Source organism: Edaphobacter sp. (assembly GCF_035763405.1).
In the GTDB taxonomy this organism is placed as follows: domain Bacteria; phylum Acidobacteriota; class Terriglobia; order Terriglobales; family Acidobacteriaceae; genus Edaphobacter.
On the sequence record NZ_DASUBE010000019.1, the window covers coordinates 1 to 23,565 of the forward strand.

14 protein-coding genes are annotated in these 23,565 nt (G+C 59.8%); 7 read left to right on the forward strand and 7 right to left on the reverse strand.

Going from position 1 to position 23,565, the window contains the following annotated elements:
* Window positions 1-36 precede the first annotated feature (36 nt).
* Window positions 37-717 carry a YcbK family protein gene (locus VFU66_RS02040; RefSeq protein WP_326444563.1) on the reverse strand — a complete coding sequence of 227 codons (681 nt, stop codon included), beginning with the start codon at window positions 715-717 and terminating at the stop codon, window positions 37-39.
* Window positions 718-1,251: 534 nt separating this feature from the next.
* Here VFU66_RS02040 and tsaA point away from each other — a divergent pair.
* Window positions 1,252-2,202 carry a tRNA (N6-threonylcarbamoyladenosine(37)-N6)-methyltransferase TrmO gene (gene tsaA, locus VFU66_RS02045; RefSeq protein ID WP_326444564.1) on the forward strand — a complete coding sequence of 317 codons (951 nt, stop codon included), beginning with the start codon at window positions 1,252-1,254 and terminating at the stop codon, window positions 2,200-2,202.
* 86 nt (window positions 2,203-2,288) lie between these two features.
* Window positions 2,289-4,568: a PAS domain-containing sensor histidine kinase gene (locus tag VFU66_RS02050; RefSeq protein WP_326444565.1), complete on the forward strand. Its 2,280-nt coding sequence runs from the start codon at window positions 2,289-2,291 to the stop codon at window positions 4,566-4,568.
* A gap of 21 nt (window positions 4,569-4,589) precedes the next feature.
* Here the strand turns inward: VFU66_RS02050 and VFU66_RS02055 are convergent, their stop codons facing one another.
* Both VFU66_RS02055 and VFU66_RS02060 read right to left on the reverse strand, forming a co-directional pair.
* The gene (locus tag VFU66_RS02055; RefSeq protein ID WP_326444566.1) at window positions 4,590-4,973 is read right to left on the reverse strand and encodes a hypothetical protein; all 384 of its coding nucleotides are present in this window, start codon (window positions 4,971-4,973) and stop codon (window positions 4,590-4,592) included.
* A 138-nt stretch (window positions 4,974-5,111) separates the two neighbouring features.
* Entirely contained in the window at window positions 5,112-5,699 is a 588-nt protein-coding gene (locus VFU66_RS02060) for a hypothetical protein (protein ID WP_326444567.1), read from the reverse strand.
* Between the two features lie 733 nt (window positions 5,700-6,432).
* Between VFU66_RS02060 and VFU66_RS02065 the strand changes: the two genes are divergently transcribed.
* Window positions 6,433-8,319, forward strand: coding sequence for a glycoside hydrolase family 2 protein (locus tag VFU66_RS02065; RefSeq protein WP_326444568.1), 1,887 nt, complete (start codon window positions 6,433-6,435; stop codon window positions 8,317-8,319).
* Window positions 8,320-8,372: 53 nt separating this feature from the next.
* Here VFU66_RS02065 and VFU66_RS02070 read toward each other — a convergent pair whose 3' ends face one another.
* Window positions 8,373-11,279, reverse strand: coding sequence for an FAD-binding and (Fe-S)-binding domain-containing protein (locus tag VFU66_RS02070; protein WP_326444569.1), 2,907 nt, complete (start codon window positions 11,277-11,279; stop codon window positions 8,373-8,375).
* 172 nt (window positions 11,280-11,451) lie between these two features.
* On the opposite strand from VFU66_RS02070, the gene VFU66_RS02075 reads away from it, so the two are divergent.
* The 4 genes from VFU66_RS02075 (at window position 11,452) to VFU66_RS02090 (ending at window position 17,715) form a co-directional block, all read left to right on the forward strand.
* Complete coding sequence (locus VFU66_RS02075) at window positions 11,452-13,284, forward strand: glycoside hydrolase family 9 protein (protein WP_326444570.1); 1,833 nt, start codon at window positions 11,452-11,454, stop codon at window positions 13,282-13,284.
* A 188-nt stretch (window positions 13,285-13,472) separates the two neighbouring features.
* The gene (locus VFU66_RS02080; RefSeq protein ID WP_326444571.1) at window positions 13,473-16,166 is read left to right on the forward strand and encodes a CHAT domain-containing tetratricopeptide repeat protein; all 2,694 of its coding nucleotides are present in this window, start codon (window positions 13,473-13,475) and stop codon (window positions 16,164-16,166) included.
* A gap of 117 nt (window positions 16,167-16,283) precedes the next feature.
* Window positions 16,284-16,835 (forward strand): RNA polymerase sigma factor, encoded by a 552-nt coding sequence (locus tag VFU66_RS02085; protein WP_326444572.1) that lies wholly within the window; start codon window positions 16,284-16,286, stop codon window positions 16,833-16,835.
* Window positions 16,828-17,715, forward strand: coding sequence for a zf-HC2 domain-containing protein (locus tag VFU66_RS02090; RefSeq protein WP_326444573.1), 888 nt, complete (start codon window positions 16,828-16,830; stop codon window positions 17,713-17,715). Before VFU66_RS02085 ends, VFU66_RS02090 begins: the two co-directional genes overlap by 8 nt.
* A gap of 14 nt (window positions 17,716-17,729) precedes the next feature.
* Here the strand turns inward: VFU66_RS02090 and VFU66_RS02095 are convergent, their stop codons facing one another.
* The 3 genes from VFU66_RS02095 to VFU66_RS02105 all read right to left on the reverse strand — a co-directional run bounded on the left by VFU66_RS02095 (window position 17,730) and on the right by VFU66_RS02105 (window position 23,557).
* The gene (locus VFU66_RS02095; protein ID WP_326444574.1) at window positions 17,730-18,881 is read right to left on the reverse strand and encodes a sialidase family protein; all 1,152 of its coding nucleotides are present in this window, start codon (window positions 18,879-18,881) and stop codon (window positions 17,730-17,732) included.
* A 9-nt stretch (window positions 18,882-18,890) separates the two neighbouring features.
* Window positions 18,891-22,127, reverse strand: coding sequence for a TonB-dependent receptor (locus VFU66_RS02100; protein ID WP_326444594.1), 3,237 nt, complete (start codon window positions 22,125-22,127; stop codon window positions 18,891-18,893).
* A 206-nt stretch (window positions 22,128-22,333) separates the two neighbouring features.
* Complete coding sequence (locus VFU66_RS02105; RefSeq protein ID WP_326444575.1) at window positions 22,334-23,557, reverse strand: MFS transporter; 1,224 nt, start codon at window positions 23,555-23,557, stop codon at window positions 22,334-22,336.
* Window positions 23,558-23,565 lie beyond the last annotated feature (8 nt).

Here is a 23,565-nt window from a genome sequence, read left to right on the forward strand (position 1 = left end):
CCGATTGCAACGAGTTCATGCACGAAGCATAGCAATCTACTCGCCCACGCGCATCCGGGAGCGGTGGCGATAGACGCGCCTTCGCGGTGCGCGGCCGAAGGTCCACTGCCGTACCGGGCCTACGTCCACATGGACGAAGTGGCTGACCGGGTAGTAGCCTACACCGCCCTCATGCAGGCTCAATGCGGCATTGCGCAGCCGCGCGGTGGAAACGCCCGGCACGCGGATGTCGACGGCGTGACCTTCCATGTGCTGGCTATGCTCGGCGACGCCGCTGCGAGGAGATGACTCGCGCAGGGCCTCGTTCGTCTCGGGTGTTCGATAGCCACAGACGATGTCGATCACCCCGTTGGGGCGATGCAGCCGTTGCATCACCTGGTGCAGCACATCGAACTCCTTCGGGTCGTAGCTGATGACGTCGTCGGTGTTGTGATCGCGGAGGAAGTAGTTCAGCTTGTCGAGCGCCTCGGGAATATAGGTGTCGCCGATGCGGTAGACGATGTTGAGGTTCTCGCCGGTGTGCAGGTTCTGGAGCCGAAGACGGAACTGATCGGAGAGTGAGGTAGCCTCGGCGCTCATCGAGGCAGCTGCGTCAGCGAGCCTGTGGTGCTGCACCCTCTTCGAGGTGGCTCGGTGCGCGGGCGTACCCGCCCATGCCGGGCATGTCAGTACCATCGCAATCACCAGCGTCCAACTGGTTCGGCCCAAAAACCTCATCGATGCTCCCGGGACCATTTGGCCCAAATCGAAATACGCAAATACCGTTTACCGAATGGCATTTGCATACTCGATTTTATCGGACCAGTTCTGAATCCCGAGAGCCATTTGCTGTAACTTTTGTGTCAGAGCGGATATGACCCGCACTCAGTGCACGGCGCGATAAACCGTCGAGTGGCTCGGAATGGCAGCACCTATGATGGCTCCCAGAACTGCAATTCCTCCTGCAAATGCTGGCACGGTCTCGCTCTTGCCAGCAAAGTGGCCACTCCCTCCTACTCCGGCACCGACCCCTGCTCCAATTCCCGCGCCTACCAATGAGTTCCGTAAGCGATGGTTTTTCTGAAGTGCTACGCGCTTCACGTCGGTGCGTTGCAGGGTCTCTTCGCCACCTGACCGATCCAGTTTGAGCATCATCGGACACCGTGGCGAAGGTGCCGGTGTATTTCTTTGAGTGCGCAGCGACGACGTTTGCGGTTAGTTGGACCGGTTGCCGGAAGACCCTATCCACTCTGCTGTGGCACCCTTATAGATATGACGCTCGACCCTATCCAGCTTCGTGTGCTCGGCTCACTGATTGAAAAAGAGATTGCCACGCCGGAGAACTATCCACTCTCGCTGAACTCGCTGGCGAACGCCTGCAACCAGAAGTCGAGCCGCGATCCTGTGCTTACGCTCACCGAAGCCGAAGTGCGCCAGGCGCTGCACACGCTTGAAGACCTCGCGCTCGTTGCGCCGGTCCACGATGGCCGCGTGCCCAAGTACGAGCACCGCATCCGCACGGTGCTGAACCTGCGGCGTGACGAGACCGCCGCGCTCTGCCTGCTGATGCTGCGCGGCCCGCAGACGCCTGGCGAGATTCGCAGCCGCGCCGATCGTCTCTACACCTTCGACGATCTTGCCGCAGTCCAGGCCACGCTCGATCGTCTGGCCGCGCGCAACCGGGGCGAAGAGGACCCCGCGCAGACCGGCCCGCTGACCGTGCAGCTTCCGCGCCAGCCCGGCTCTCGTGAGTCGCGGTACTCGCATCTGCTTGGTGCCCTCCCTGAAATTCCGCAGAGTCATGCTGCAAAAGCACCTTCGTTTTCGCTTGTGCCCATCGGATACGTTGAGTCGCCGTTGAAGGAACGGACGAATGCCCCCAGGCAGGGCAGCGATGGCGCACCGGAAGCATGGGTCGTCATCAACCCGGACGTGCAGCAGGGACTGTCGAAGATCGCGGCCGGCCAGCAGATTGTGCTCTTGACATGGTTTCATCAGGCTAGCCGCGACGTGCTGGAGGTGCATCCCGGATGGAACCCGGACATGCCGCTGACGGGCGTCTTTGCAGCCCGCTCACCCGACCGTCCAAACCCCATCGGGCTGCATCGCGTTGAGGTACTTGAAATCAGCGGGAACAGGCTCAGGGTCGCGGCGCTCGAGGCCATTGACGGCACGCCGGTCATCGACATCAAGCCGGTGCTCGTTCAATCCGCCGATTTTTAGCCGTCGTTCGAGTATGTCCGTTCGGGACGTGTATCGTCTAGTCACATGCACGAATTGTCTGTATAAAGGAACACCACCCGGCTCCTATGTCGAACGCGCCACTCGACAACACGGCCCCGCATCCGGAACGGCGTGCCCAGGCGCGCCGGGGTATCGACAGCGAGCACGATCAGCTTGTGCATCTGTTGATGCGGCTCCCTGTGGGTATCCTTTGCATGGACCGCGCCTGGCACATTACCTTTGCCAATCCCGAAGCGATTCGCCTGCTACGCCTGACGCCTGAAGATATCAGAAGCAGAAACCACTGGCAGATATTTCCAGAAAAGCTCGGCACCGAGGTCGAGCGGGTCTACCGCAACGTGATGCAGACAGGCAAGCCTGCCTACATCGAATACCACTGCACTCCGCTCGATCTCTGGCTCGACACGCATGTGCTGCCGACCGCGGAAGGCATCGCGCTCTCCTTTAGCGACATTACCGACCGCAAGGGTGCGGAGCTGCTGCGCGACGCCGCCTCCCGCAGGTTGCATCAGGTGCTTGAGGCGACGACCGACGCGGTCTTCAGCGTGAACCGCGACTGGAACATCACCTTCCTGAATCGCCGCGCCCGGGAGTTGCTCGCCATCAAGGGCGACCTGATGGGTAAGCACGTCTGGGAGGAGTTTCCCGCTGCCACGCCCGACTCCTCGTATCGCTACCATTTCAATCGCGCCATGTACCAGAACCTCGCGGCTGAGTTTGAGGATTTTTATCCAGAGCCATTGAATCTCTGGTTCTCGTTTCAGGTGCGCCCCTTCGACGACGGCATCGTCGTCTTCTTCCGCGACACGACCGCACGACGTGAAGCAATGGCTGCGCTCACGCGACAGCAGGAGCTACTCTCCGTTGTCCAGCAGGCGTCGCGCGTCGCCACATGGGACATCGATTACGCCACAGGCAGGATCACCTTCGGCGCGGGCTCATACCCAGTCTTCGGCCATCCGCTGGAAAGCCTGCCGCACTTCGGCGCGTTCAAGAAGATCCTTGTGCCGGAGTATCTACCCATCATCGCCCAATGCACGAAGGCCGCCATCGAGACTGGCGAACTCATTGTGCAGGAGTTTCAGGTGCGCGCCGCCGATGACCGGGTGCTCTGGCTCGAAAGCCGCGGCCAGGCCATCATGGAGAACGGCCGTCCCGTCAGTCTGCGCGGCATTACCATTGACATCAACGCACGCAAGAAAGACGAGCAGACGCTCCAGCACCGCCAGATTGAGACTGAGCGCCAACGCGCCGAACTTGAAACCGTCTATAAGACCGCGCCCATCGGCCTCTCGCTCTTCGACCCCGTGGAGTTCCGCTACCTCCGCGTCAACGACCGCCAGATCGAGACCATTGGCCTTCCCCGAGAGGAGATTCTTGGCCGCACCATCACCGAGATCGCGCCCCTTCCCGGGATCCGCGCACTGTTCGAGCAGGCCGTCTCCGGCCACCCCATCAAAAATCACCTGCTCGAAGGCGAGCTTCCCGCGCGGCCTGGAGAACACCGCTTCTGGAACGTCAGCTATTCGCCCGTCTACAACCCCGACGGCACGGTCGCCGCGATGGCCGCAGCCGTGCTTGAAGTGACCAATCAAAAGAAGGCCGAGGCCGCGCTGATCCAGAGCGAAAAACTGGCTGCCGTAGGCCGTCTTGCCAGCTCGATCTCGCACGAGATTAACAATCCGCTTGAGGCCATTACCAACCTTCTTTATCTCATTGGCCTCGATGATGAATTGCCGGCAGGCGCAAAAGAATACGTCCACACAGCACAGAATGAGCTCTCCCGCGTCTGCCAGATCGCTACCCAGACGCTGCGCTTTCATCGCCAGGCCGTGCGCGCCACCAGCGTCACCGCAGCCGACCTGGTCGATGCGGTGCTCAAGCTCTATCAGGGACGACTCGCCAACTCTGGCATCACCATCGAAGCCTGCTATGCCACAGCCACACCCATCCTCTGTTTTGAAAACGACATCCGTCAGGTGCTCAACAACCTGATCGCCAACGCGATTGACGCGATGCGCCAGGGCGGACGACTCGTTATCCGCGCGCACGATGCTACACAGTACTCGGCTGCGCACCCGAAGGGCCGCAAGGGAATCCGCATCACCATCGCCGACACCGGCTGCGGCATGTCCGCCACGGTGCGCGCCCGCATCTTTGAGCCGTTCTATACCACCAAAGACCTCAACGGAACGGGCCTCGGCCTCTGGATCTCCGATGGCATCGTAAAGCACCATCAGGGTCGGCTCACCTTCCGCAGTACGGCAGATACGGCCTATCATGGCACCATCTTCTGCCTCTTCCTCCCGCTCGCAGAGACGCCCGTGCCGGAAGCCGCGTCATGACGCGGCCAAATGTATCTCAGCTTACTTCTCCAATTCTCTTCCGCTGAGCACTTCGAGTCGCCCATCCTTGGGGTCCGTCGTCAGGGCAGTGTAGTCACCATTATGTTCGCAAGCTAACAGGCCATTGAACTTCGCAGGCAGATCGATTCTGCGCACGAGACTCCCATCGAATGAGTTGAAGACAAAGACAGGCCCTTCGTGCATCGAGCCAGATTTCTGACCGGTCTTGCTGTCCGTCTCGATCTGCAGATTGGTGTAGGTACGGACCGTCCACAAGGATCCATCCTGAGCAAGCAACCCGGCGATAGCGATTCCCTTGGGCAGTTGGAGGGGGACAGTATGGACAACTCCATGTTCATTGACTTCGATGATCGGCGAACTCGTCATCCGTGGGACAAGCAGCAAGTTGTCTCCATGGGCGGCAATCTGAAGACTCGTGAATGTGACGTCAGGGCCGAGGCTTGCAAAAGGCTGTTGCCGCTTCGCCGTCTTGCTGGTGTTGTAGTCGTCGTCAAACAGCAGAAGATGGGTAATGACACCTCCTTAAGGAGAAAGAACGACGAGATCGGCAGCCTTGGTGGTCTTGTTGGTTGCCACAAGCAGCAGGTCGCCAGAGCCGTAGATGCCCAACGCCACCGGTTCAATGTCCGAGGGTATGGGTACGGCATGTTCAAAGGTTCCTTTGCGGTCATAGAGCAATGCAAGCCACGCCCAGGTTTGTGGCGTCCTTTCAGCTTCTAACTGACTCTGCGCGATTGGCGCCTGTTCCAGTATCGCCACCTCTTGACTGTCCGAAAAATAGGCGACTGGCCAACTTGCAATGGAACTGTAGCCAGGAAGATGAGGAGGGGAAAATCGGATGTCGTCGAGCGGCCCCTTCAGTGCATGGAGCGACATGTCCATAACCTGTGGTGCATCTGCGATTTGAAGCAGAACCGAGCCGTCATCGGCGCAGCCATAATCTGCCTTCATTATGGTCCCGGTTGCGCCAAGAGACGTTCTCTCGGGAGCGGAAAATACCAGCCTGCTCACCGGAATCGGCGGTTGGCTTGCGGCCTTGTCGCTATAATTTTGCGGCAAGGCCGAAGCGCACATAAATAGAAGCGAAAGAGCCAGACAAAGTTTGTTCATCAGTCAACCGCTCCCCATGGTGTTTGTCTTCTAGCGGAGGAATAGTGTTCCTGAGCAATCGATCTGGATTGAGCAAGAGGTCTTTATATTCGCCCTCTTTGTAGGCAACCAACCCGCCGGTTCAAGATGCTACGAGAATTCAGGCGTGTTTTGAAAGCTTCTTCAATTGCAGAAGAACGGCTGGACTTCTCAGACTGGCCGCAAGGCATGAGCCGTCCGCCGCATAGTAGAACACTTCGCAATCCGAGGGGCAGCCCCACTGTTACCGTATAGGTTCCACCATTCTGGGGATTACCGGAGTGCAACCCACGAACTAATACACTTTCATTTTCGCAACTAGCCCCAAGATCCACGGGGACACATGGCATGTATACGAAGCCTGGCGTCCCACAACTCTGCGCGCGGGTAGGCTCGCAGCATACAAACGCAGAAAAAATCATTATTAATACGCAGATCAAACGCGTGCGATTCGTTGCTTTCTCCTCATATAAGTAGATTTAGATGAAATCGCGCAAATGCTAACTCTGCATACAATGACGTGTCAAATACATGATTTTTCCGCTTAGCGTTCCATAACATAAACAGAAGAGACTTAACCTCCGATCTTTGGAGATGCCGCTCTGCTACCTGCACATCAAACCTGGGAAGGAGTGCTGCGGGACAATTGTTCAGAGACCGAAGTATCATGGGGTCACTCGTTCGTCCGCATCACACGACCTCGGAGAAACCGTTCATGAACCAGGCAGTCCGCCTCCTCCTTGCCGCATCGCTTGCCCTGCCCGCCACGCTGCTCGCCCAGACCAACGCTTATCCTCCAAGCGAAGTCACCACGCAAAACACTACGCTGCTGGTTGACATCGACCATCGCCCTGCAACGTCGCTCGACGGCGAGTGGCACACCCTCGTCGATCCCTACGGCAACGGTATTTACGACTTCCACCATCACGTCAAAGCGCGCGGCTACTTCATGGACGCCAAGCCCCAGCCCGGCGACGAGTACGACTTCAGCACCTCGCCCACGCTCAAGGTGCCCGGCGACTGGAACACACAGCGTCCCAATCTCTTCTATTACGAAGGACCTATCTGGTACGAGAAGGACTTCGAACACACTTCGAAACCCAACACCCGCACCTTCATTCACTTCGGCGCAGCCAACTACCGCAGCTACGTCTGGGTGAACACGAATAAGGTCTGCGAGCACGAGGGCGGGTTTACTCCGTTCGACTGCGACATCACCGGCGTCGTCCGCGACGGCCATAACTTCGTCGTCGTCGTGGTCGATAACTCGCGCATCCCCGACGGCGTGCCCACGCTCCAGACCGACTGGTGGAACTACGGCGGCCTCCACCGCGATGTCTCCGTCGTTGACGTGCCTGAGCAGTTTATCGACGACTATGACCTGCACCTCGTTCGCACGGCTGACGAAGCAAGTACGAACCGCACCGTCGAAGGCTACGTCCACGTCGAAGGCGCAGCCGCTGGTACTGCTGTCACGGTCAGCATCCCGGAGTTACACGCTTCCGTGCAGGCCACGACCGATGCTAACGCACGCGCTGCGATCACGCTACCAATCAAGTCGCTCACACTCTGGTCGCCAGACGCACCGAAGCTATACAAAGTCGAGCTGACCGCCGGCTCGGGAGCAACCGAGGACAAGCTCGAAGACGACATGGGCTTCCGCACTGTCGAAGCGCGCGGCACCGAAATCCTGCTCAATGGCAAGCCCATCTTTCTGCGCGGTGTCTCTATTCATGCCGAAGCGCCCTATCGCACCGGCCGCGCGTATTCAGAGAAAGATGTCGATACGCTGCTTGGCTGGTGCAAAGAGCTCGGCTGCAACTTCGCGCGGCTGGCCCACTATCCGCATGACCAGCGCATGACTCGCGCCGCCGACCGTCTCGGTATCCTCATCTGGTCGGAGATTCCCGACTACTGGGCGCTCCAGTTCGACAACCCCGTCGTGCTCCAAAAATCCAAGCAGCAGATGCGCGAGATGATCCGCCGCGACCGCGACAAGGCCAGCGTCATCCTGTGGTCGGTCGCCAACGAGACGCCCAACACAGAGGCCCGCACCAAGTACCTCACTGCAATGGCCAACTACGCGCGCGAGCTTGACCCAACGCGCCTCGTCACCGCCGCTTTGCTCGTCCGCACAGTGAAGTCGCCGAGCGGGCCAGTCAAAGTTGTCGATGATCCGCTCGGAGCTGCGCTCGATGTCATTGGCACCAATGAGTACATCGGCTGGTATGACGGGCCCATCGACTCGATCGACAAGACCACCTGGGACATCCACTATCAGAAGCCGCTCATCATGTCCGAGTGGGGCGGTGGCGCCCGCTTCGGCAACCACGCCAAACCGGGCGAGAAGCCCACGCCGTGGACAGAGGAGTACCAAGCCGAGATCTACCGTCACCAGATTCCGATGCTCAATAAAATCCCGCAGCTACGCGGCACGACGCCATGGGTCCTGATGGACTTTCGTTCACCGATGCGCACACTGCCGGGCAAGGAAGACAACTTCAACCGCAAAGGCTTAATCAGCGACCAGGGACAGAAGAAGGAAGCGTTCTACATTTTGCAGAAGGCATATAAAGATAAGACCCTAGGCAAAGCTGAATAAACGCGGCGCTCTATCTCTCATCGCTGGGTGTAGCGCCAATTTCTGCAAATCGATCAGGAATGATTCCTTCGTGCCAGCACCTCAGCAAAATGCATGGGACGCGCAGTGGTGTTCTGCGTAATCTGCTCCTGGCAACTGAAGCCGTCCGACACGATGATTGCTTCGACATTGTTGCGCACAGCAGGCAGCAGCACGCGCTCGCCCAGCGTCTGCGAGACTTCGTACTTGTCCTTCTCGAAGCCGAAGGGACCGGCCATGCCGCAGCAGCCAGAGTCGAGGAGCTGTACGTCCGCCCCCGTTGCCCGAAGCACCTGTAGTTCGTCCTTCATGCCCATCGTGGCTTTTTGATGACAGTGACCGTGGACGATGATCTTTTTGTCGATCTTCGGCGGCTGATAGTGTGGCGCGTGTTTGACCAGAAACTCGCTCAGCAGCAGGGTCTGTTCGCGCAGCTTTTGGGCGCGCGCATCGTGCGGCAACAGATTCGTTAGCTCATCCCGGAAGACAGAAGCGCAGCTTGGCTCCAGCACAACGATGGGCGTGCCCGCAGCCAGTTGCTGCGCGAGCGCGTCGAGCACCTTCAGCAGATAGTCCTTTGCTGTGTCCAACATGCCGAAGTCGTAGAGCGGACGCCCACAGCAGAGATGGCCTTTGGGCAGCGCGACGCGAAAGCCTGCGTCGCCAAGCACCTGATATGCGGCGCGCATCGTCGGTGGATGGAAGTAATTGTTGAACGTATCGGCCCAGAGAAAGACTTCGGGCAGCGTCGCGGGCTGTAGGTTTCTGCGCTCGCGCATAAATGGTCTTGCAAAGCGCGGGAAGCTGCGGCCCTTATGAATATGCAATACGGACTTGGCAATGCTGCTGATCACCGGCGCGTTATTGATGGCGTTCACCAGCCCCGGAGCAATCGAGGCCAACCGCGCCCAGCGGTCGATGCGCCCGAAGGCGTAGTGCGCCAGCGGCCGCGTCTCGCCCTCGTAGAAGTGCGCGAGAAACTCCGACTTGTAGGTGGCCATGTCTACGCTAACGGGGCACTCGCTCTTGCATGCCTTGCAAGCGAGGCAGAGGTCGAGCGACTCTTTGACCTGCTTGTTCTTCCACCCATCGGGCAGCAGTTCGCCCTGCATCAGCTCCCAGAGCATGTGCGCGCGTCCGCGTGTGGAGTGCTGCTCTTCGTTCGTCGCCATGTAACTGGGACACATGCTTCCTGTGTCCTTCTTGCGACATGCACCGACGCCAACGCAGCGCAACGTCTCCGCAGCGAATGAGCCGTTGTTCTCCGCAAAGGCGAAGTGCGTCTCCGGCTGCCAGGGATTGTAGTCGTGGCCAAGGCGGAGGTCCTCATGCGGCTCATGCGGATCGATAAGGTTGTTGGGATTCAGGCCGTTATCCGGATCCCATAGCAGCTTGAACTGGCGGAACGCCTCCATCAACTCGGGGCCAAACATCTTCGGCAGCAACGCAGCGCGTGCCTGCCCGTCGCCGTGCTCGCCCGAAAGCGAACCACCGTGCGCAACTGCGATGTCCGCCGCGCGATCAATGAACTCGCGGAAGGCAAGAATGCCTTGAGAAGATTCAAGGTCGAAGTTGAAGCGCATGTGGACGCAGCCCTGGCCGAAGTGTCCATACATGGGGCTTTCGTAGTTGTAGTCGCGCATCAGCGCCGCGATGGCGCGCAGATACGAACCTTCCTGCACAGGATCGACCGCCGCGTCCTCCCAGCCCTCCCACCGCATGGGTTTGCCAGGGATAAAGGCGGTGGCCCCAAGCGCCGACTCGCGGATCTGCCACACGCGGCGCGATTCAGCAGGCGTATAGACACGCGCCTCCGGTTTCGCAGAAATCGTTGCGAGCGCGGCCGCAAGCGCGTGGGCCTGGCCGTCCGCCTCCGCCTGCGACGCTCCACCAAACTCCGCGAGCAGAAATCCGCGCCCTTCGGGCAGCAGCGGAATATCCTCCAGCAGCTTGCTCTTGGCGATCATCGAGTCGATGAGATTGCCATCCATGCCTTCGAGGCCGATCGGCCTGTGCGTCAGGATCTCGGGCACATGGTCGGCAGCGATATAAATGTCTTCAAAGCCGATGCCGACCAGCGTGCGAAAGTGCGGACTCTTGACCAGACGCAGCTTCGCCCCGAGCACAATCATGCATGTGCCTTCGCTACCCACCAGCGCGCGCGCTACGTTGAAACCGCTCTCCGGCAGCAGCTCGTCAAGGTTGAAACCGGAGACGCGGCGTGGAATCTTCGGAAACTTCGCGCGAACAAGTTCGGAGTAGGTGTCGCGCAGACGCTTGAGACCGGCATAGATCTCGCCCTTGCGTCCGCCTGCTGTGATGATCTTCTCCAATTCCTCTTCGCTCGTGGGGCCGACGGTCATGCGTGTGCCGTCGTAAAGCAGGATGTCGAGCGACTCGATATTATCGACCGTCTTTCCGCCCATCAGCGCGTGGATGCCGCACGAGTTGTTGCCGATCATGCCGCCGAGCGTGCAGCGGCTGTGCGTGGCCGGGTCGGGAGCGAACGTCAGCTCGAACTCTTCAGCCGCCTCCCTCACGCGGTCGAGCACAATCCCCGGCTGCACTCGCACCGTACGCGCCGCCGAATCTACCGCATCCATCTTGTTCATGTATTTGGAGAAATCAAGGATGACGGCGGCTCCGCAGCCCTGACCCGAAAGGCTCGTCCCTCCTCCGCGCGAAAGAATCGGCGCTCCGAGTGAGCGGCAGACCGCAACCGTATCGATCACATCCTGCTCGTCGAGCGGAATGACCAAGCCGATAGGCGTGTGGCGATAGTTCGAGGCGTCGGTTGCGTAGAGCGCCTTGGCCGCCGCGTCGAAGCGGACTTCGCCGCGTATCTTTTGGCGCAGGCTCCGCTCCAGTTCTTCAGCCCGTGGAAAAGCATCATGGGCGCGGGCGTGCGAGCTAGGCAATATGACGAAGGACGATGTGGACATAGAAGAGTAGTTCCCCATTCGGACGAACAAACAGCAGCTTTACTGGCAGGCGAAGAGACAGTCCTCGCCTCATCCATCATCGTCACCGGCAGGATGGCTGTAAAGACGTTCGACCAATTCTCCGCAGTATAGTTGGTGACACCAAAAGAACCAGCTTAGGGAGGATGAAACGATGTTGCGATGGATTCGCATCGTGTATGCCGGATGCCTGGGCTTTCTCACGCTGATGTGTTCAGGCCAGGTGCGCGTTCTGGTCGATCAGGTCGGCTATGAGACAACCGCGCCGAAGCACGCGCTCGTCATGGGCACCAGCGGAGACCATCCCGAAGGCTTCGCGCTGGTGGACTACGCTACTGGCAAGACCGTGGTGAGCGGAGTGCTAAAACTCTCCGGCAAGGTCTACGATTGGGGCGGCCGTGTCTTCTGGACCGCCGACTTCTCCTCCTGGGCCACGCCAGGGAGATACGAACTCCACACACGCGCCAACGGCACGGACGAGCACTCCTGCATGTTCGAGATTGCGGACAATGTGCTCGAACGCAACACACTCTCGAACGTTATCTACTACTTCAAAGGCCAACGCTCAAGTGGCCTCTTCGATCAGGCTGACCGCCATCTTGCTGTTCCCGGCGAACCAGGCAGGTTCGTCGATGTGCACGGCGGCTGGTACGACGCCACCGGCGACTACGGCATTCACCTGTCGCAACTCAATCTGACTCCCTTCAACACGCAGCAAGTCCCACTGGTCGCTTGGACTGCGCTCGCCAGCTACAACACGCTCAAGACCCGCGGCGACGAGAACTTTGTTCAATATGAACGCAGGCTGCTGGACGAGGGGCTCTTCGGAGCGGATTTTCTGGTGCGTATGAAACGGCCCGGCCAGTCGTTTTTCGAGAGCATCTCCGCGCCTGGACGGCTCAAACTCGCCAAAGACCGCACTATCGGCAATCCCAACTTCCGCTTCAAGATCAAGACGTCCGCAACCGACACGAACCTCAACGGCCCCGCGGTCATCGAAAATGGGCCGCTCACTTATCAGGTCAGCTTCCGCTCCGGCGGAGGCATGGCCATCGCCGCGTTGGCACTGGCCAGCACCATGCCTGCCAGCGGCGACTTCACCCGCGCAGAGTATCTTCGCACCGCCGAAGACGCCTTCCGGTTTCTCGACACGCACAACGTCAAGCTTCTTCCCGACGGCAAAGAGAGCATCATCGATGACTACTGCGCGCTGATGGCTGCAACCGAACTATACCGCGCCACACACAAGCCAGCCTACCTCGCGGCGGCAGACAAGCGCGCAGCCAACCTGATGGCGCGTCTTGCCGCCGAGGACAAGTATCACGACTACTGGCGTCAGGGTGCGGGCTCGCGGCCGTATTTCAATCCATCCGACGCGGGGCTGCCCGTCATCAGCCTGATTGAGTACAGAACCGTCGCCTCAGCCGAAGCGCAGGCCCGCGTTCTCGATGCCGTAAAGCGTTCGCTCGGCTTCGAGCTTGCCGTAACGGACGAGGTGAACAATCCCTTCGGCTATGCGCGGCAACTGGTCCGTGTGGGCGATGGCCAGGTGCGCACAGCCTTCTTCTTCCCGCACGACGCCGAAGCAGCTCCGTGGTGGCAGGGTGAGGATGCGCGCATCGCGTCGCTGGCGGCAGCCGCGCGGATGGCTGCACCGCTCTTTACCTCCGACGCGCAGTTTCACGCTCAACTTGAGGACTATGCCTGGCATCAGCTTCACTGGATTCTTGGCCGTAATCCGTTTGACGCGAGCCTGTTGAACGGCAGCGGCCACGGCTTCGCCCCATATATGTTCTTTAATTTTTATGAGTACACCAGCGCCCCGGGTGCGGTCGTCAACGGCATCACAGCGTCGTTCGCCAGCGAGGACGGTATCGCCTTCAACGAAGGCTACGCGACGACCGGCAAGGACGACGACTGGCGCTGGACCGAGCAGTGGCTGCCGCACGCGGCATGGTATATGTACGCGGTCAGCCTGCCGCATTAGTTGAAGCATTCGCGTGTTAGGCTTGCTCCATTCAGCGGTACCCCTTTGCGGTGCGCTGCACGAGTTCCATGGTGCGAATCACTCGATCGAGAACGTGTCTTCTCGGCCTTCTGGTTCTGACGGCGACGGCCTCTGCCGCTCCTCCGGCAAACCAGTCTGTGTCCTGCGAACTCGAACATCGAACCGAGATGGCAGGAAAGCAAGGGCAATCTGCCCTGATGCCCATACTCGCCGGTGAATTTGCCGATGCCGAATTGGGCCGCTCGCTCGATGCCGCTTACCACCTGCTCTTCTTTGAGCATGATATTCCCTCAGCCGAAAATGCTCTGCACGCCACGCTTGACCTCGCAACCACACGCGGGAACACCTGCGCCGAGGGACTGTCGGACTTTGCGTTGGGGCTTGCTGCCCAGCAGAACGATGCCACGAAGGCACAGGATTGGTTCGGACACGCGGAGACTGCGTTTAGTCAGGCACACTCCGCCAGTGGTCTGGCCCATGCGCACTACGGCCTTGCCACCGTCCTGATCCACGCACACTCGGAAGCCGAGAGCCATACGACGTTTTTGGCAGTGGCATCAGAGCTTGAACGCGCCGGAGATCCTGTGTACGCGCTCTTCGCCAGACTCGAAGCTGTCATACCCACCGCAGCGGATGCGCCGGAAGAGTTTGCACGCCTCATCGCCGAAGCTCAGACTCTGAACGTACCCGAGGCCGAGGCGTCTGTCTGGCACCGGTGGGGCGACGCGGAGTTTTCGCTCGCCCGCTACGACCAGGCGATGCTGCACTATCAAAAGGCCGATGCCCTTTATGCTGCGTGCCTGTGCGAACCGACCCAGCGCGCCTACCTTCAGACCAGCATGGGGCGGCTGGAGCGTGTTCAGGGCAGACCGCAGGTCTCCATCGAGCACTACCGGCTCGCGCTGCGGCTTCAGACGCTCGGACACGACCACGCATACATGCCGCAGACGCTGAACGCCATCAGCGTTGCCTACGAAGCCATGCACCGCTACCCAATGGCCATCGTGTATGAAAAGCGCGCGCTAGCTTATGCGCAGAAGATTCATTCACAGCAGTTCATCAACTTTCTGGAGCCGAGCCTGGGGTATCTCTACTTCCAGTCGGGACAGCCGCTTCGCGGTCTTCCGCTACTGGAACGCGCCGTCGCCCGCGAAAAAGCCGACTACAGGCTGTGCATTCGCTACGACCAGCTTTCAGAGATCTATTTGACACTTGGCCGGCGCGCCGAAGCTGAAGACAGCGCCACGCGGTCGATGGCAGCCTGCAAAAGTGCGAAAGACCATCGCGGTCTCTCCGAATCGCTTGAGACCCGGGCACGCATCCGCCTCGCGCGCAACGAGCTCGATGGAGCACTCGGCGATGCGCGGCAATCGCTGGCGCTGATCGAGCAGATTCGTGAGCACCTGGTTCCCGAGGACGCGCACAAGCGCGGCTATAACGAACAGTCGCTGAATCTCTACGAGACCTCGATTGCCGTGCTCACCCGAATGCACCACTACGCTGAGGCGCTAGAGGTGACGGAACAATCGCGTGCGCGCGCCTTCCTCGACCTGCTGAGTAGCCCTCATGCAAAAATCACCGCCGAAGCAGCGCCCGCGTCGTTCAGTAAGACTTCCCTGCGCAAGACCGCGATGCTGCGCGGCGGCCAAGCCTCCGGCTTGAGCAACGAGACGCTGATTGCCAGTGTCGCGCATACGACGCCGATGACCACCGATGAGATGGTCGCGACCGTCGCGCGGCTGCACTCCACCATGCTTGCCTACTGGGTCTCGAAAGACACGCTCTACCTCTGGGTCGTGCGCGCGGGGCAGCCGGTCTACGAAACAACTCGGCAGATCAAGGCCGTCGAGATCGAACGGCTCGTCCGCGCGGCGAACCCTTTTGAAGAGCCCTCTACCGGTAGAGGAATCCGCACCCGCGGCGGCGAGGCACTGGGAACAAACCTGTCCACCCGCACAGTATGGAGAAAACTCTATCGGCTATTGATTGAGCCCGTCGAGGCCGAACTGCCAACTGAACCCGGGAGTCTGCTGACGATTGTCCCCTCCGGCCCGCTGTTCGAACTTCCCTTTGCCGCGCTCGTCGATGAGCACGGGCACTATCTCGTCGAGCGTTACGCACTGCACACAGTTCCCGCCGCCGGCTTGCTGACCTACACAGAAAAGAACGAAACTGCAGCAGAGAAGCTAACTCCGCACTATCTCTTCGTGGCCAATCCGAATCGTTTTCCCCGTATCGCCGCCGGCTATCGGCTGCCACCCCTGCCGGGCACCGGCGCGGAGGTGAAATCGATTGCCGAAACGCTGCCTGCCAGTGAGGTCACGTTGCTCGAAGGCAGCCGCGCCGATATGGCTCATCTGCTTCAGGCGCTGCCTTCAGCCACCGTACTGCATTTTGCCACGCATGCCATCGTCAGCGACAGCGACCCGTTCGGCTCCTTCCTCGCGCTCGACGCGCCGCCCGGCCAGACGGCAGAGAGCGGCCTGCTGACTGCCGAGGACATCTATGGCATGCATCTGCATACCCGGATGGTCGTACTGAGCGCCTGCCGCACTGGCCGCGGCCCCATCAGCGGAGACGGTGTGGCGGGGTTGAGCCGCGCCTTCTTTTACGCCGGGTCGGCCTCCGTGCTGACCACCATGTGGGACGTCGCCGACGCACCGACGGCGCTGCTGATGCCACTCTTCTACCAGGGAACCGAGCGCGGCCAATCGCGCGCCGAGGCTCTGCGCAACGCACAACTTGCCCTGATTCATCAGCTTCGCGCAGGCCGCGTCAGAGTCAGCGTGGCCGGACGTGAGATTGCGTTGCCGGAGAGTCCCGTCTATTGGGCCGCATTCTCCCTCTCGGGCCAACCCTGACCGTACGACTAAAGTAGAAACCCTGAGCCACCGCAATCCAGGGCGGATGCGCTACCCTAGGAGTCGCAACCTGTTGCGCATGGACGGACCTCACGCTGAGAAGTACTGTCGAAACCTTTGCTTGATTTTTCTTCTCTTCCTTCGGCCCAGACGATGATTTCGATAGACGAATTTAACGGTATCTACCGCCAATACGTCGATGCCGTATTTCGCGTCACCTTGCGCTCTGTGGGCCGCAGGGAGATCGCCGAGGAGATCACCAGCGAAGTGTTTCTCACCCTCTACCAGAACGGAGACAACCTGACGCCCGAGCAGTTGCCGGCATGGCTCTTTACCGTGGCCAAACGCCGTGCCGCCGACTACTGGCGCAGGTGGTACGTCGAGGAGCGATGGCAGGCCGAAGAACGCCCGTCGTCCGAAACCGCTACGCCTGAGCTTTCGCTCGAAGACCTGCTTGCCAAATGCACCAGCCTGAAGCCAGTGCATCGCGCCTGTATTATGCTGCGGTTCGTGCAAGGTATGTCGCGCGCCGAGATTGCAGCACAGACCGGTCTCAACGAACTCCAGGTGAAAGGGCATCTGCAATACGCGCTGAAGCTGATGCGCGACGCTCTGACCACCCGGCGTCCTGCAAGTCCGCCCACCGAGGAGATGGCCACCGATGCATAATCCTGACCCGATGCTCGATCCCCTCAATCCTATGGAAGAGCAACTGCCGGAGGGTCTGCGGTTCACACCACGGTGTCCTCCTCTCCGCCTGCTGCTTGCGCACCAGGAAGGCGTGCTGCCCGAAGACGGTGCGAAGGAAATCGAAGCTCATCTTGCGAGCTGCGGCCTCTGCCGCGGGCTGCTTAGCGACCTCGGTGCATTAGAGCCTCACGGCCTGACGAACCGCGAACGAGAGGCGATTCGCGGCAAACTGCCCATACCGATGGCTTCTTCTGGGAAAAACTGGCGATGGTACGCAGTGTCGGGAGCCGTAGCAGCCACTCTGCTGGTGTGTGCCATCCTCGCGCTGCACACCTGGCGCTCCGTGCTGGGAGCCGCTCCGCAGATTACTCAGGCGCCAGCACAACCATCGCAGGCCACGGTCGCATCCACTCCAGCCCCGCCGGAGATCGCGGTCGCCAAACTGAACCCACCACTCAACACCGCCCCCGGCCTGGTGCTGCGCGGTGCTGGGCCCATTGACCAACCGGACGCAAGCCAGCTCGCTCCGGCCTTCGATGCCTATGCAAAGGGCGACTATCCCCTTGCCGCCGAGCGTTTCAATCTGCTGGCCAAGCAGTTTCCGCGCGCGGAAGATCCGGTGCTCTATCTCGGGGTTACACAACTGCTGATGCATGATGATCCGGCTGCGCTCGTGTCGCTGACACGCGCCGAACAGCTCGCCACCACCAGCCAGCAGGACGTCGCCAAATGGTATCGCGCGATTGCGGCAGTGCGGGTGCGCGATCCGGAGGCTCCGGAACTTCTGCGCAATCTATGCCGCCGCGATAGCTCTACCTACGCGAAGCAGGCATGTGAGCTGCTGAATCAACTCCCCTGAAACGACCGTGAGTTTTACTTCGACTTGACCCATGCCATGTTGAACCGCAACACGGAAATGCTGTTCCCTTTTCCGCCTGGGCCCAGAACACCTTCATAGACGACGTAGATCGTCTTATCTGGGGCTACTGCGACATCACTGTATCCGGCACTCCCTTCGTGCAGCAGGCGCGACACCGGCCAGGTCTTACCCTCATCCTCGCTCATCTTTAGTGTCAGATTCCGTCGAAGCCCGTGGCTCGATTGAGCGGACCCGGGCAGCGATTGACTGTCAGGGTTGGTAAACAGGATGTTGTGCCGATCATAGCGCACGATGCCCGCCTCACAGATCGGATCGTAGAGATGCGGGTCGAAACTGGGTTTCGTCCAGCGGCTGATGCCGTCGGGACTGACGGCAACGGCGCGCAGCCGCGTCTTGTCTCCCGTGCGAATGTTGGCCATCACACTGCCATTGCTCAACTGGACCAACTGCATCTCGTTTGGGTCACGCATCGCGGGCGAGTCGGCAGCAATCAGCTCACCGTGTTGCCACGTCTTACCGTCGTCATCGCTATAGAGCGTAGTAATGGCCGAAGGCGCATGTTTGCGTCGCCCGTTGACGGTCGTCGTTCCGGCAGCCATCCACACCGGCACAAGCAGCCGTCCGCTGCGCAACTGGATGGCATGACCCGGTCCCAGCGCGACGACCGTCCAGTTGAACTGCGATCGCAGTCCTTCAAGCGCAGCGGTGATGTCCACTGGCTTCGAGAAATTTGCGCCGTCATCGTTGCTGCGCATGTAGAAGACACGGGCATAATCGTGCTGATAGAGAAGATGCACCAGCCCATGCTCGTGGTCTGCAATGGCGACCGGATTATCAGTCACGCCGTGGCTGTCGCCTGCAATGTGCTGCGACATCTGCCAGCTCTGACCGCCATCGAGGCTGCGCCGAAGCAGAATATCGCTGTCGGACCAGTCGCCATCTTTGAGATACCGGCGGCCCACGCCATAGGCCAGTACTGTGCCGCGTGCGGTGACGACGATCCCGGGAATCCGGTACGTCTCGTAGCCCCCAGTCCCGCCCTGCCACAACAACGTGCTCTGCATCTGTGGCGTTCGTGCAGGCGAAACCTGGGGCATTCCGATGGCGGCCGCCAACAACAGTGCCGCGCTGAAGCGAATGTTCATTGCTGTCCTTTAGAAGTGAATTTTTCCGGAGAATTGCAGCACGCGGTTTGGATGCGCGCCTGTAATGCGTCCGAAGGTGGAGGAAAGGATAGAGGTTGGCGATGGATTGTTGAAGTTGACATGGTTCAGTGCGTTGAAGGCGTCCATGCGGAACTCGAAGTTCCAATTCTCGCTCACCCTGAAGATCCTGCCCGCCGAAGCATCCAGGTCAAAGTAACCCGGCCCCTTGAACGCATTCCGTTGCAGATTGCCGAAGGTGCCCAGCGCATTTGCCGAAAATGCATTCGCATTCAAATAAACGTGCTGCGGATCGGAGTGATGCCAACCCTGCCTGTACACCGTGGTTGCATCGACCAGATTGGGACGGTCAAGGTTTACGCCAGTCAGCGAATTATCTACACCGGTCGTCACGTTGACCGATCCGCCCGACATCACGCGCAAGAGCGGTGCCACCTTCCAGCCCGACAGCAGAAAGCTCGTTATGCGCCCCCCATGGTACGAGCTGGTGGCAATAAACGATCCATTCAACACATGGCGGACATCCTGGTTGCAGTTGCCCCGGTCTTCGCGCAGATTATTGGGATTCATATAAGTCGGCCCGGTTAGCTCGATGTTGAAGTCCGTCTCGCTGATGCAGTGCGACCAGGTGTAATTGAACCGCACGGTGTAATTGTGACTGTAGCGGTGCTGCAATGACGCGAGCAGGCCGTTGTAGCTGGCATTGGCGCCGTCGTTGGTCGTGGGCATCGAGCCGTAGTATGCTCCCTGCGCCGGATTGGCCAGAGACAACACACGCCGGTTCTGCGTGTTCTTCGTCGTCGAGCAGGCCGAACTGCCGCACGTTCCGGGAATGTACACTGCCGGGTTCGTCTCTCGCCCCGCCCACAGGTGCGTGGTCTTATTGCCGATATAGCTCAGCGAGAACATCCAGTTATTCGCAAACTGGTGCTCGAAGTTCGCATTCCACTGGCTGATATACGTCGGCTTCAGGTGTGTGGGCAGCGTGACATAGAGCGCCGAGGTAGGAAACGCAACGTCTTTGCTCGGCACATCGATCGGGAACGGATTGCCTCCCGGATAGTTGGCCCACGGATTGTCGAACGGCCCCGGGTTCGTATTGTCCACCTCGTCGGTAAACGGAGGGTTCGACTGCACCCGCTCATCGTAGTACTGCTCGATGTTGTCGTAGAGCAGACCATAGCCGACGCGGAAGACATCATGCGTCCCTCTGGGCGTCAGCACCAGGCCAAGGCGCGGAGAAAAGCCCAGCATGTTGTTATGCACAAAACTCTTCAGCACACCCGGATCTCCGTAGTAGAAACTGCCCGCCGGCGCATTCACGAACACTGTGCTGTGTTTGCCCGCATCGAACGCGGCGCGGTCGAACATGCTGCCACGACCGAAGTAGTCCTGCGGAAAGATGTGCGGCTCCCAGCGCAGGCCGCCGGTGATTGTCACATTGCTCGACACGCGGAACGTGTCCTGCGCATACAGGCCGGGCAGCGTCTGCCGGTTCGCCGTTCCCTGCATCGCGCTCTGGTTGAACCCGCTCAGCTTGCCCAGCAAAAAATCGCTCATGTTGTCGCCGCTGAACGAGGCGCTGAACAAATAATTGCCGTCAAGTAGATAGTTATTTTCCTGATTGAGCTGAATGCGCATGACGCTTCCGCCGAAGCTCAGTTGATGGCGTCCACGCGACATCGTCAGGTCGTCGGAGAACTGGAACGTGTTGTCGTTGAACTTGCCGGTCGCGCACGCTGAGCAACTAATGCTGAAGTTGCCGCTCACCGAGAGCCGCAGCGAGTTCGACTCGCGCGAATAGATGTTGCTGCCAAGCGACGGCCCGCTGATGCCCTCGGCTGCAGGCAGACGATCATCGCGCCTGCGCGTGAACCCCGCGTGAATGACGTTCAGCGTATTGCCATTGATGATGTAGGTGTGGCCCACCGTCAACGTCTGCGCCCGCTCCTGATTGCCCGACCGCGTGCTGACCAGAATGTTGTGCGGAATATAGGTCGCCGGAATCCCGTAATCGTCGATGAAGTAGCGCGCGAAGACAGACTGGCGCGGGCTGATGGTCCAGTCCACGCGCCCAATGGCCTGCCACTCATCACTGTTATCCAGAATGCCGTACTTCACGTTGCCGCACTCGTCCTGCGCCGTGGGCAGGTACTGGAGCAGCTTCATGCTCGACGAGTTGTACTGCGTCGTCGGAATCTGGTTATTCGGATACGGCGCACCCGTCGCAGGATTTTTCAACTGTCTGGCCTTGTGCGACGAAACGCATGTGGCCGACTCATACGTGGACCAGTCACCCGCAATCATCGCCGCCGTCGGCACCCTGGCCGTCGTCGAGACCGCCTGCTGCACATTGTGCGTTCCCTGGTATCCACCAAAGAAGAACAAACGGTCATGATGCACAGGCCCGCCCAGCGTGCCGCCGTACTGGTTGCGATGCAGTGTATCCTTCACCGAAAAGTATCCGAGCGCGTTGAAGATGTTGTTGCGCAGATACTCAAACGCCGTTCCGTGAAAGCGATTCGTGCCCGAAAGCGTGACCGCGTTCACCGCCCCGCCCGGGTGCGTGCCGTACTGCGCAGGTAGCGCGCTGGTCGAGACGCTGAACTCGCGTAACGCGTCAGGAAATGGGAACGGCAGGTTCACATTCGAGAAAGGATCGTTGTTGTCGCTGCCGTCGAGCATATAGTTCAGCCCATTGCCCTGCCCGCCTGCAAGCGAGATCGACTGGGAGCTGAAGAACTGCTTGCTGCCTGTCAGGTCGCCGCCAGTCGTATTCACCGCCGCACCGGCAATCAGCACAAGCTGTGTCGCCAAACGGCCATCGAGCGGCAGGTCATTGATCTCCTGATTGCCGATGACCGACGAGATCGCCACATCCTGCGTCTGGACCATCGCCGCATCCGACCGCACCGTCACCGTGTCCGTCGAAGATCCCAGGCTCAACACAGCATTGACCGTCGCGGAATTGCCAACCTGTAGCACGATGCCGGTCTGGCTGTAGTTTTTGAAGCCCGTGGCCCTTACGTCCAGCCGATACGGCCCCACAGGCAGTCCAGGAAGGCTGAACTGGCCCGCATTGTTCGTCGTCGTAGTGCGCACAGCACTGGTGTCGGCGTTCGTCACCGTGACAGCCGCCTGCGGAATCACCGCGCCTGTCGGATCGGCCACGGTGCCGTCCAGTTCGGCCGCAGCGATGGCCTGCGCATGCATGCGCGGCACAAGCACGGCCGGCAACACAACGCTGCTTATGCAAAGAAGTACTGCTGCAATCGGTCTCTTCATCTCTTCCTCGGGTCTATGCGCTGCCGCGTCTCAGCATCGGATCCGGCGTGCGGCAACGTGCAATATTGATGTGTTATGGATAATTGATAATCTTTAATACGATTGTCAACTATTATTTTTCTCGGAAGAGGAATTTCCTGCCAGGCTGGCTACGCGGCCTCAGGCATTCGCATCCGCACAGTACCGATTAACAGACTGCCTATCAACAACAGCGCGCCACAGGCAAAGAATGTGTGCCCCAGCCCCAATGTGTTCTTCAGTGCACCCGCCACAGCAGCAATCACACCACCCGCAAACGTACCGCCGAAGTTCAGGATTCCAAATGCCGTGGCGCGCATCTCCGGGGCGATGCCTTCGCATAGCAGCGGCATCGTATTGCCATCGTAGATTCCCTTCCCGATGCCGAACAGCGTCATCCCCAGATAGAGCGTGACTGTGCTTCCGGTCAGTCCGCTTGCCATTAGAAACGGCGCGGCCAGCAGCAGACCTGCACACTGGGTAAGGGCACGTCCACGCGAGCTGCGGCGCGCCCAGGCGTCCGCCAGCACTCCGCCAATCAGCAGACCTGCAAAGCCCCCCGCCTTCATATAAAACGTTGCCGTAAAACCTGCCTTGGCCAGCGAAAAGTGAAAGTTCTCGTATAGGTACAACGGCATCCATGTATAGATGGCCCAGTCGCAGATGGATGCGATGGCAAAGACCGCAAATATCTTCTTGTATCCCGGCGCGCGCACGATGGCGCGAAATGCCGGCCCAAAACTTAAATCGCTGCGTGCCTTAACAGGCTCAGCTTCAACAGGCTGATGCGGCTCGTGCAGAACTCCAAGCAACACTGTCCCATACGCACAACCGATCAATCCAAAAATGAGGAAGACCGGACGCCAGCCGTAGTGCATCCCTGCCCAGCCGCCTAGAAAACCTCCGAGAACCGTACCGATGTAGGTTCCCGTGTAGTGCAGGCTGATGGCCCGAGAGCGCGTCCGTTCTGTATGGAATGCGGCGATCAACGCGAGCCCGGCGGGCAGGTAACACGCCTCGCTGACGCCCATCAGCGAGCGAAGCACAATCAGTTCGCGAAAGCTGTGCGCCAGTCCCGTCAGCAGCGTGATGGCAGACCAGACAAAGAGACTGAAGCAGATGATCCACTTTTTGCCGAAGCGGTCCGCCACATGGCCTGCCCAGGGGCTACAGAAGGCATAAATCCACAGGAACGACGTGCCCAGCAGCCCCATCTGGAACGAGGAGACGTGCAGCTCTCCCTGGAGCAGAGGAAACAGCGAAAAGATGACCTGGCGGTCGAAGTAGTTCAACATCCAGACCACCAGCAGAAGCGCCACAACCAACCAGGCGTAGCGCTTACCGGCAGAGAGCATCCACAATC

Excerpts from the sequence above, each read along its gene's own strand:
- VFU66_RS02060 (WP_326444567.1), bottom strand. The coding sequence starts at position 5,699 with ATGAACAAACTTTGTCTGGCTCTTTCGCTTCTATTTATGTGCGCTTCG.
- VFU66_RS02065 (WP_326444568.1), top strand. The coding sequence starts at position 6,433 with ATGAACCAGGCAGTCCGCCTCCTCCTTGCCGCATCGCTTGCCCTGCCC.
- VFU66_RS02105 (WP_326444575.1), bottom strand. The coding sequence starts at position 23,557 with ATGCTCTCTGCCGGTAAGCGCTACGCCTGGTTGGTTGTGGCGCTTCTG.
- tsaA (WP_326444564.1), top strand. The coding sequence starts at position 1,252 with ATGACGCTCGACCCTATCCAGCTTCGTGTGCTCGGCTCACTGATTGAA.
- VFU66_RS02075 (WP_326444570.1), top strand. The coding sequence starts at position 11,452 with ATGTTGCGATGGATTCGCATCGTGTATGCCGGATGCCTGGGCTTTCTC.
- VFU66_RS02050 (WP_326444565.1), top strand. The coding sequence starts at position 2,289 with ATGTCGAACGCGCCACTCGACAACACGGCCCCGCATCCGGAACGGCGT.
- VFU66_RS02090 (WP_326444573.1), top strand. The coding sequence starts at position 16,828 with ATGCATAATCCTGACCCGATGCTCGATCCCCTCAATCCTATGGAAGAG.
- VFU66_RS02095 (WP_326444574.1), bottom strand. The coding sequence starts at position 18,881 with ATGAACATTCGCTTCAGCGCGGCACTGTTGTTGGCGGCCGCCATCGGA.
- VFU66_RS02070 (WP_326444569.1), bottom strand. The coding sequence starts at position 11,279 with ATGTCCACATCGTCCTTCGTCATATTGCCTAGCTCGCACGCCCGCGCC.
- VFU66_RS02080 (WP_326444571.1), top strand. The coding sequence starts at position 13,473 with ATGGCAGGAAAGCAAGGGCAATCTGCCCTGATGCCCATACTCGCCGGT.
- VFU66_RS02040 (WP_326444563.1), bottom strand. The coding sequence starts at position 717 with ATGAGGTTTTTGGGCCGAACCAGTTGGACGCTGGTGATTGCGATGGTA.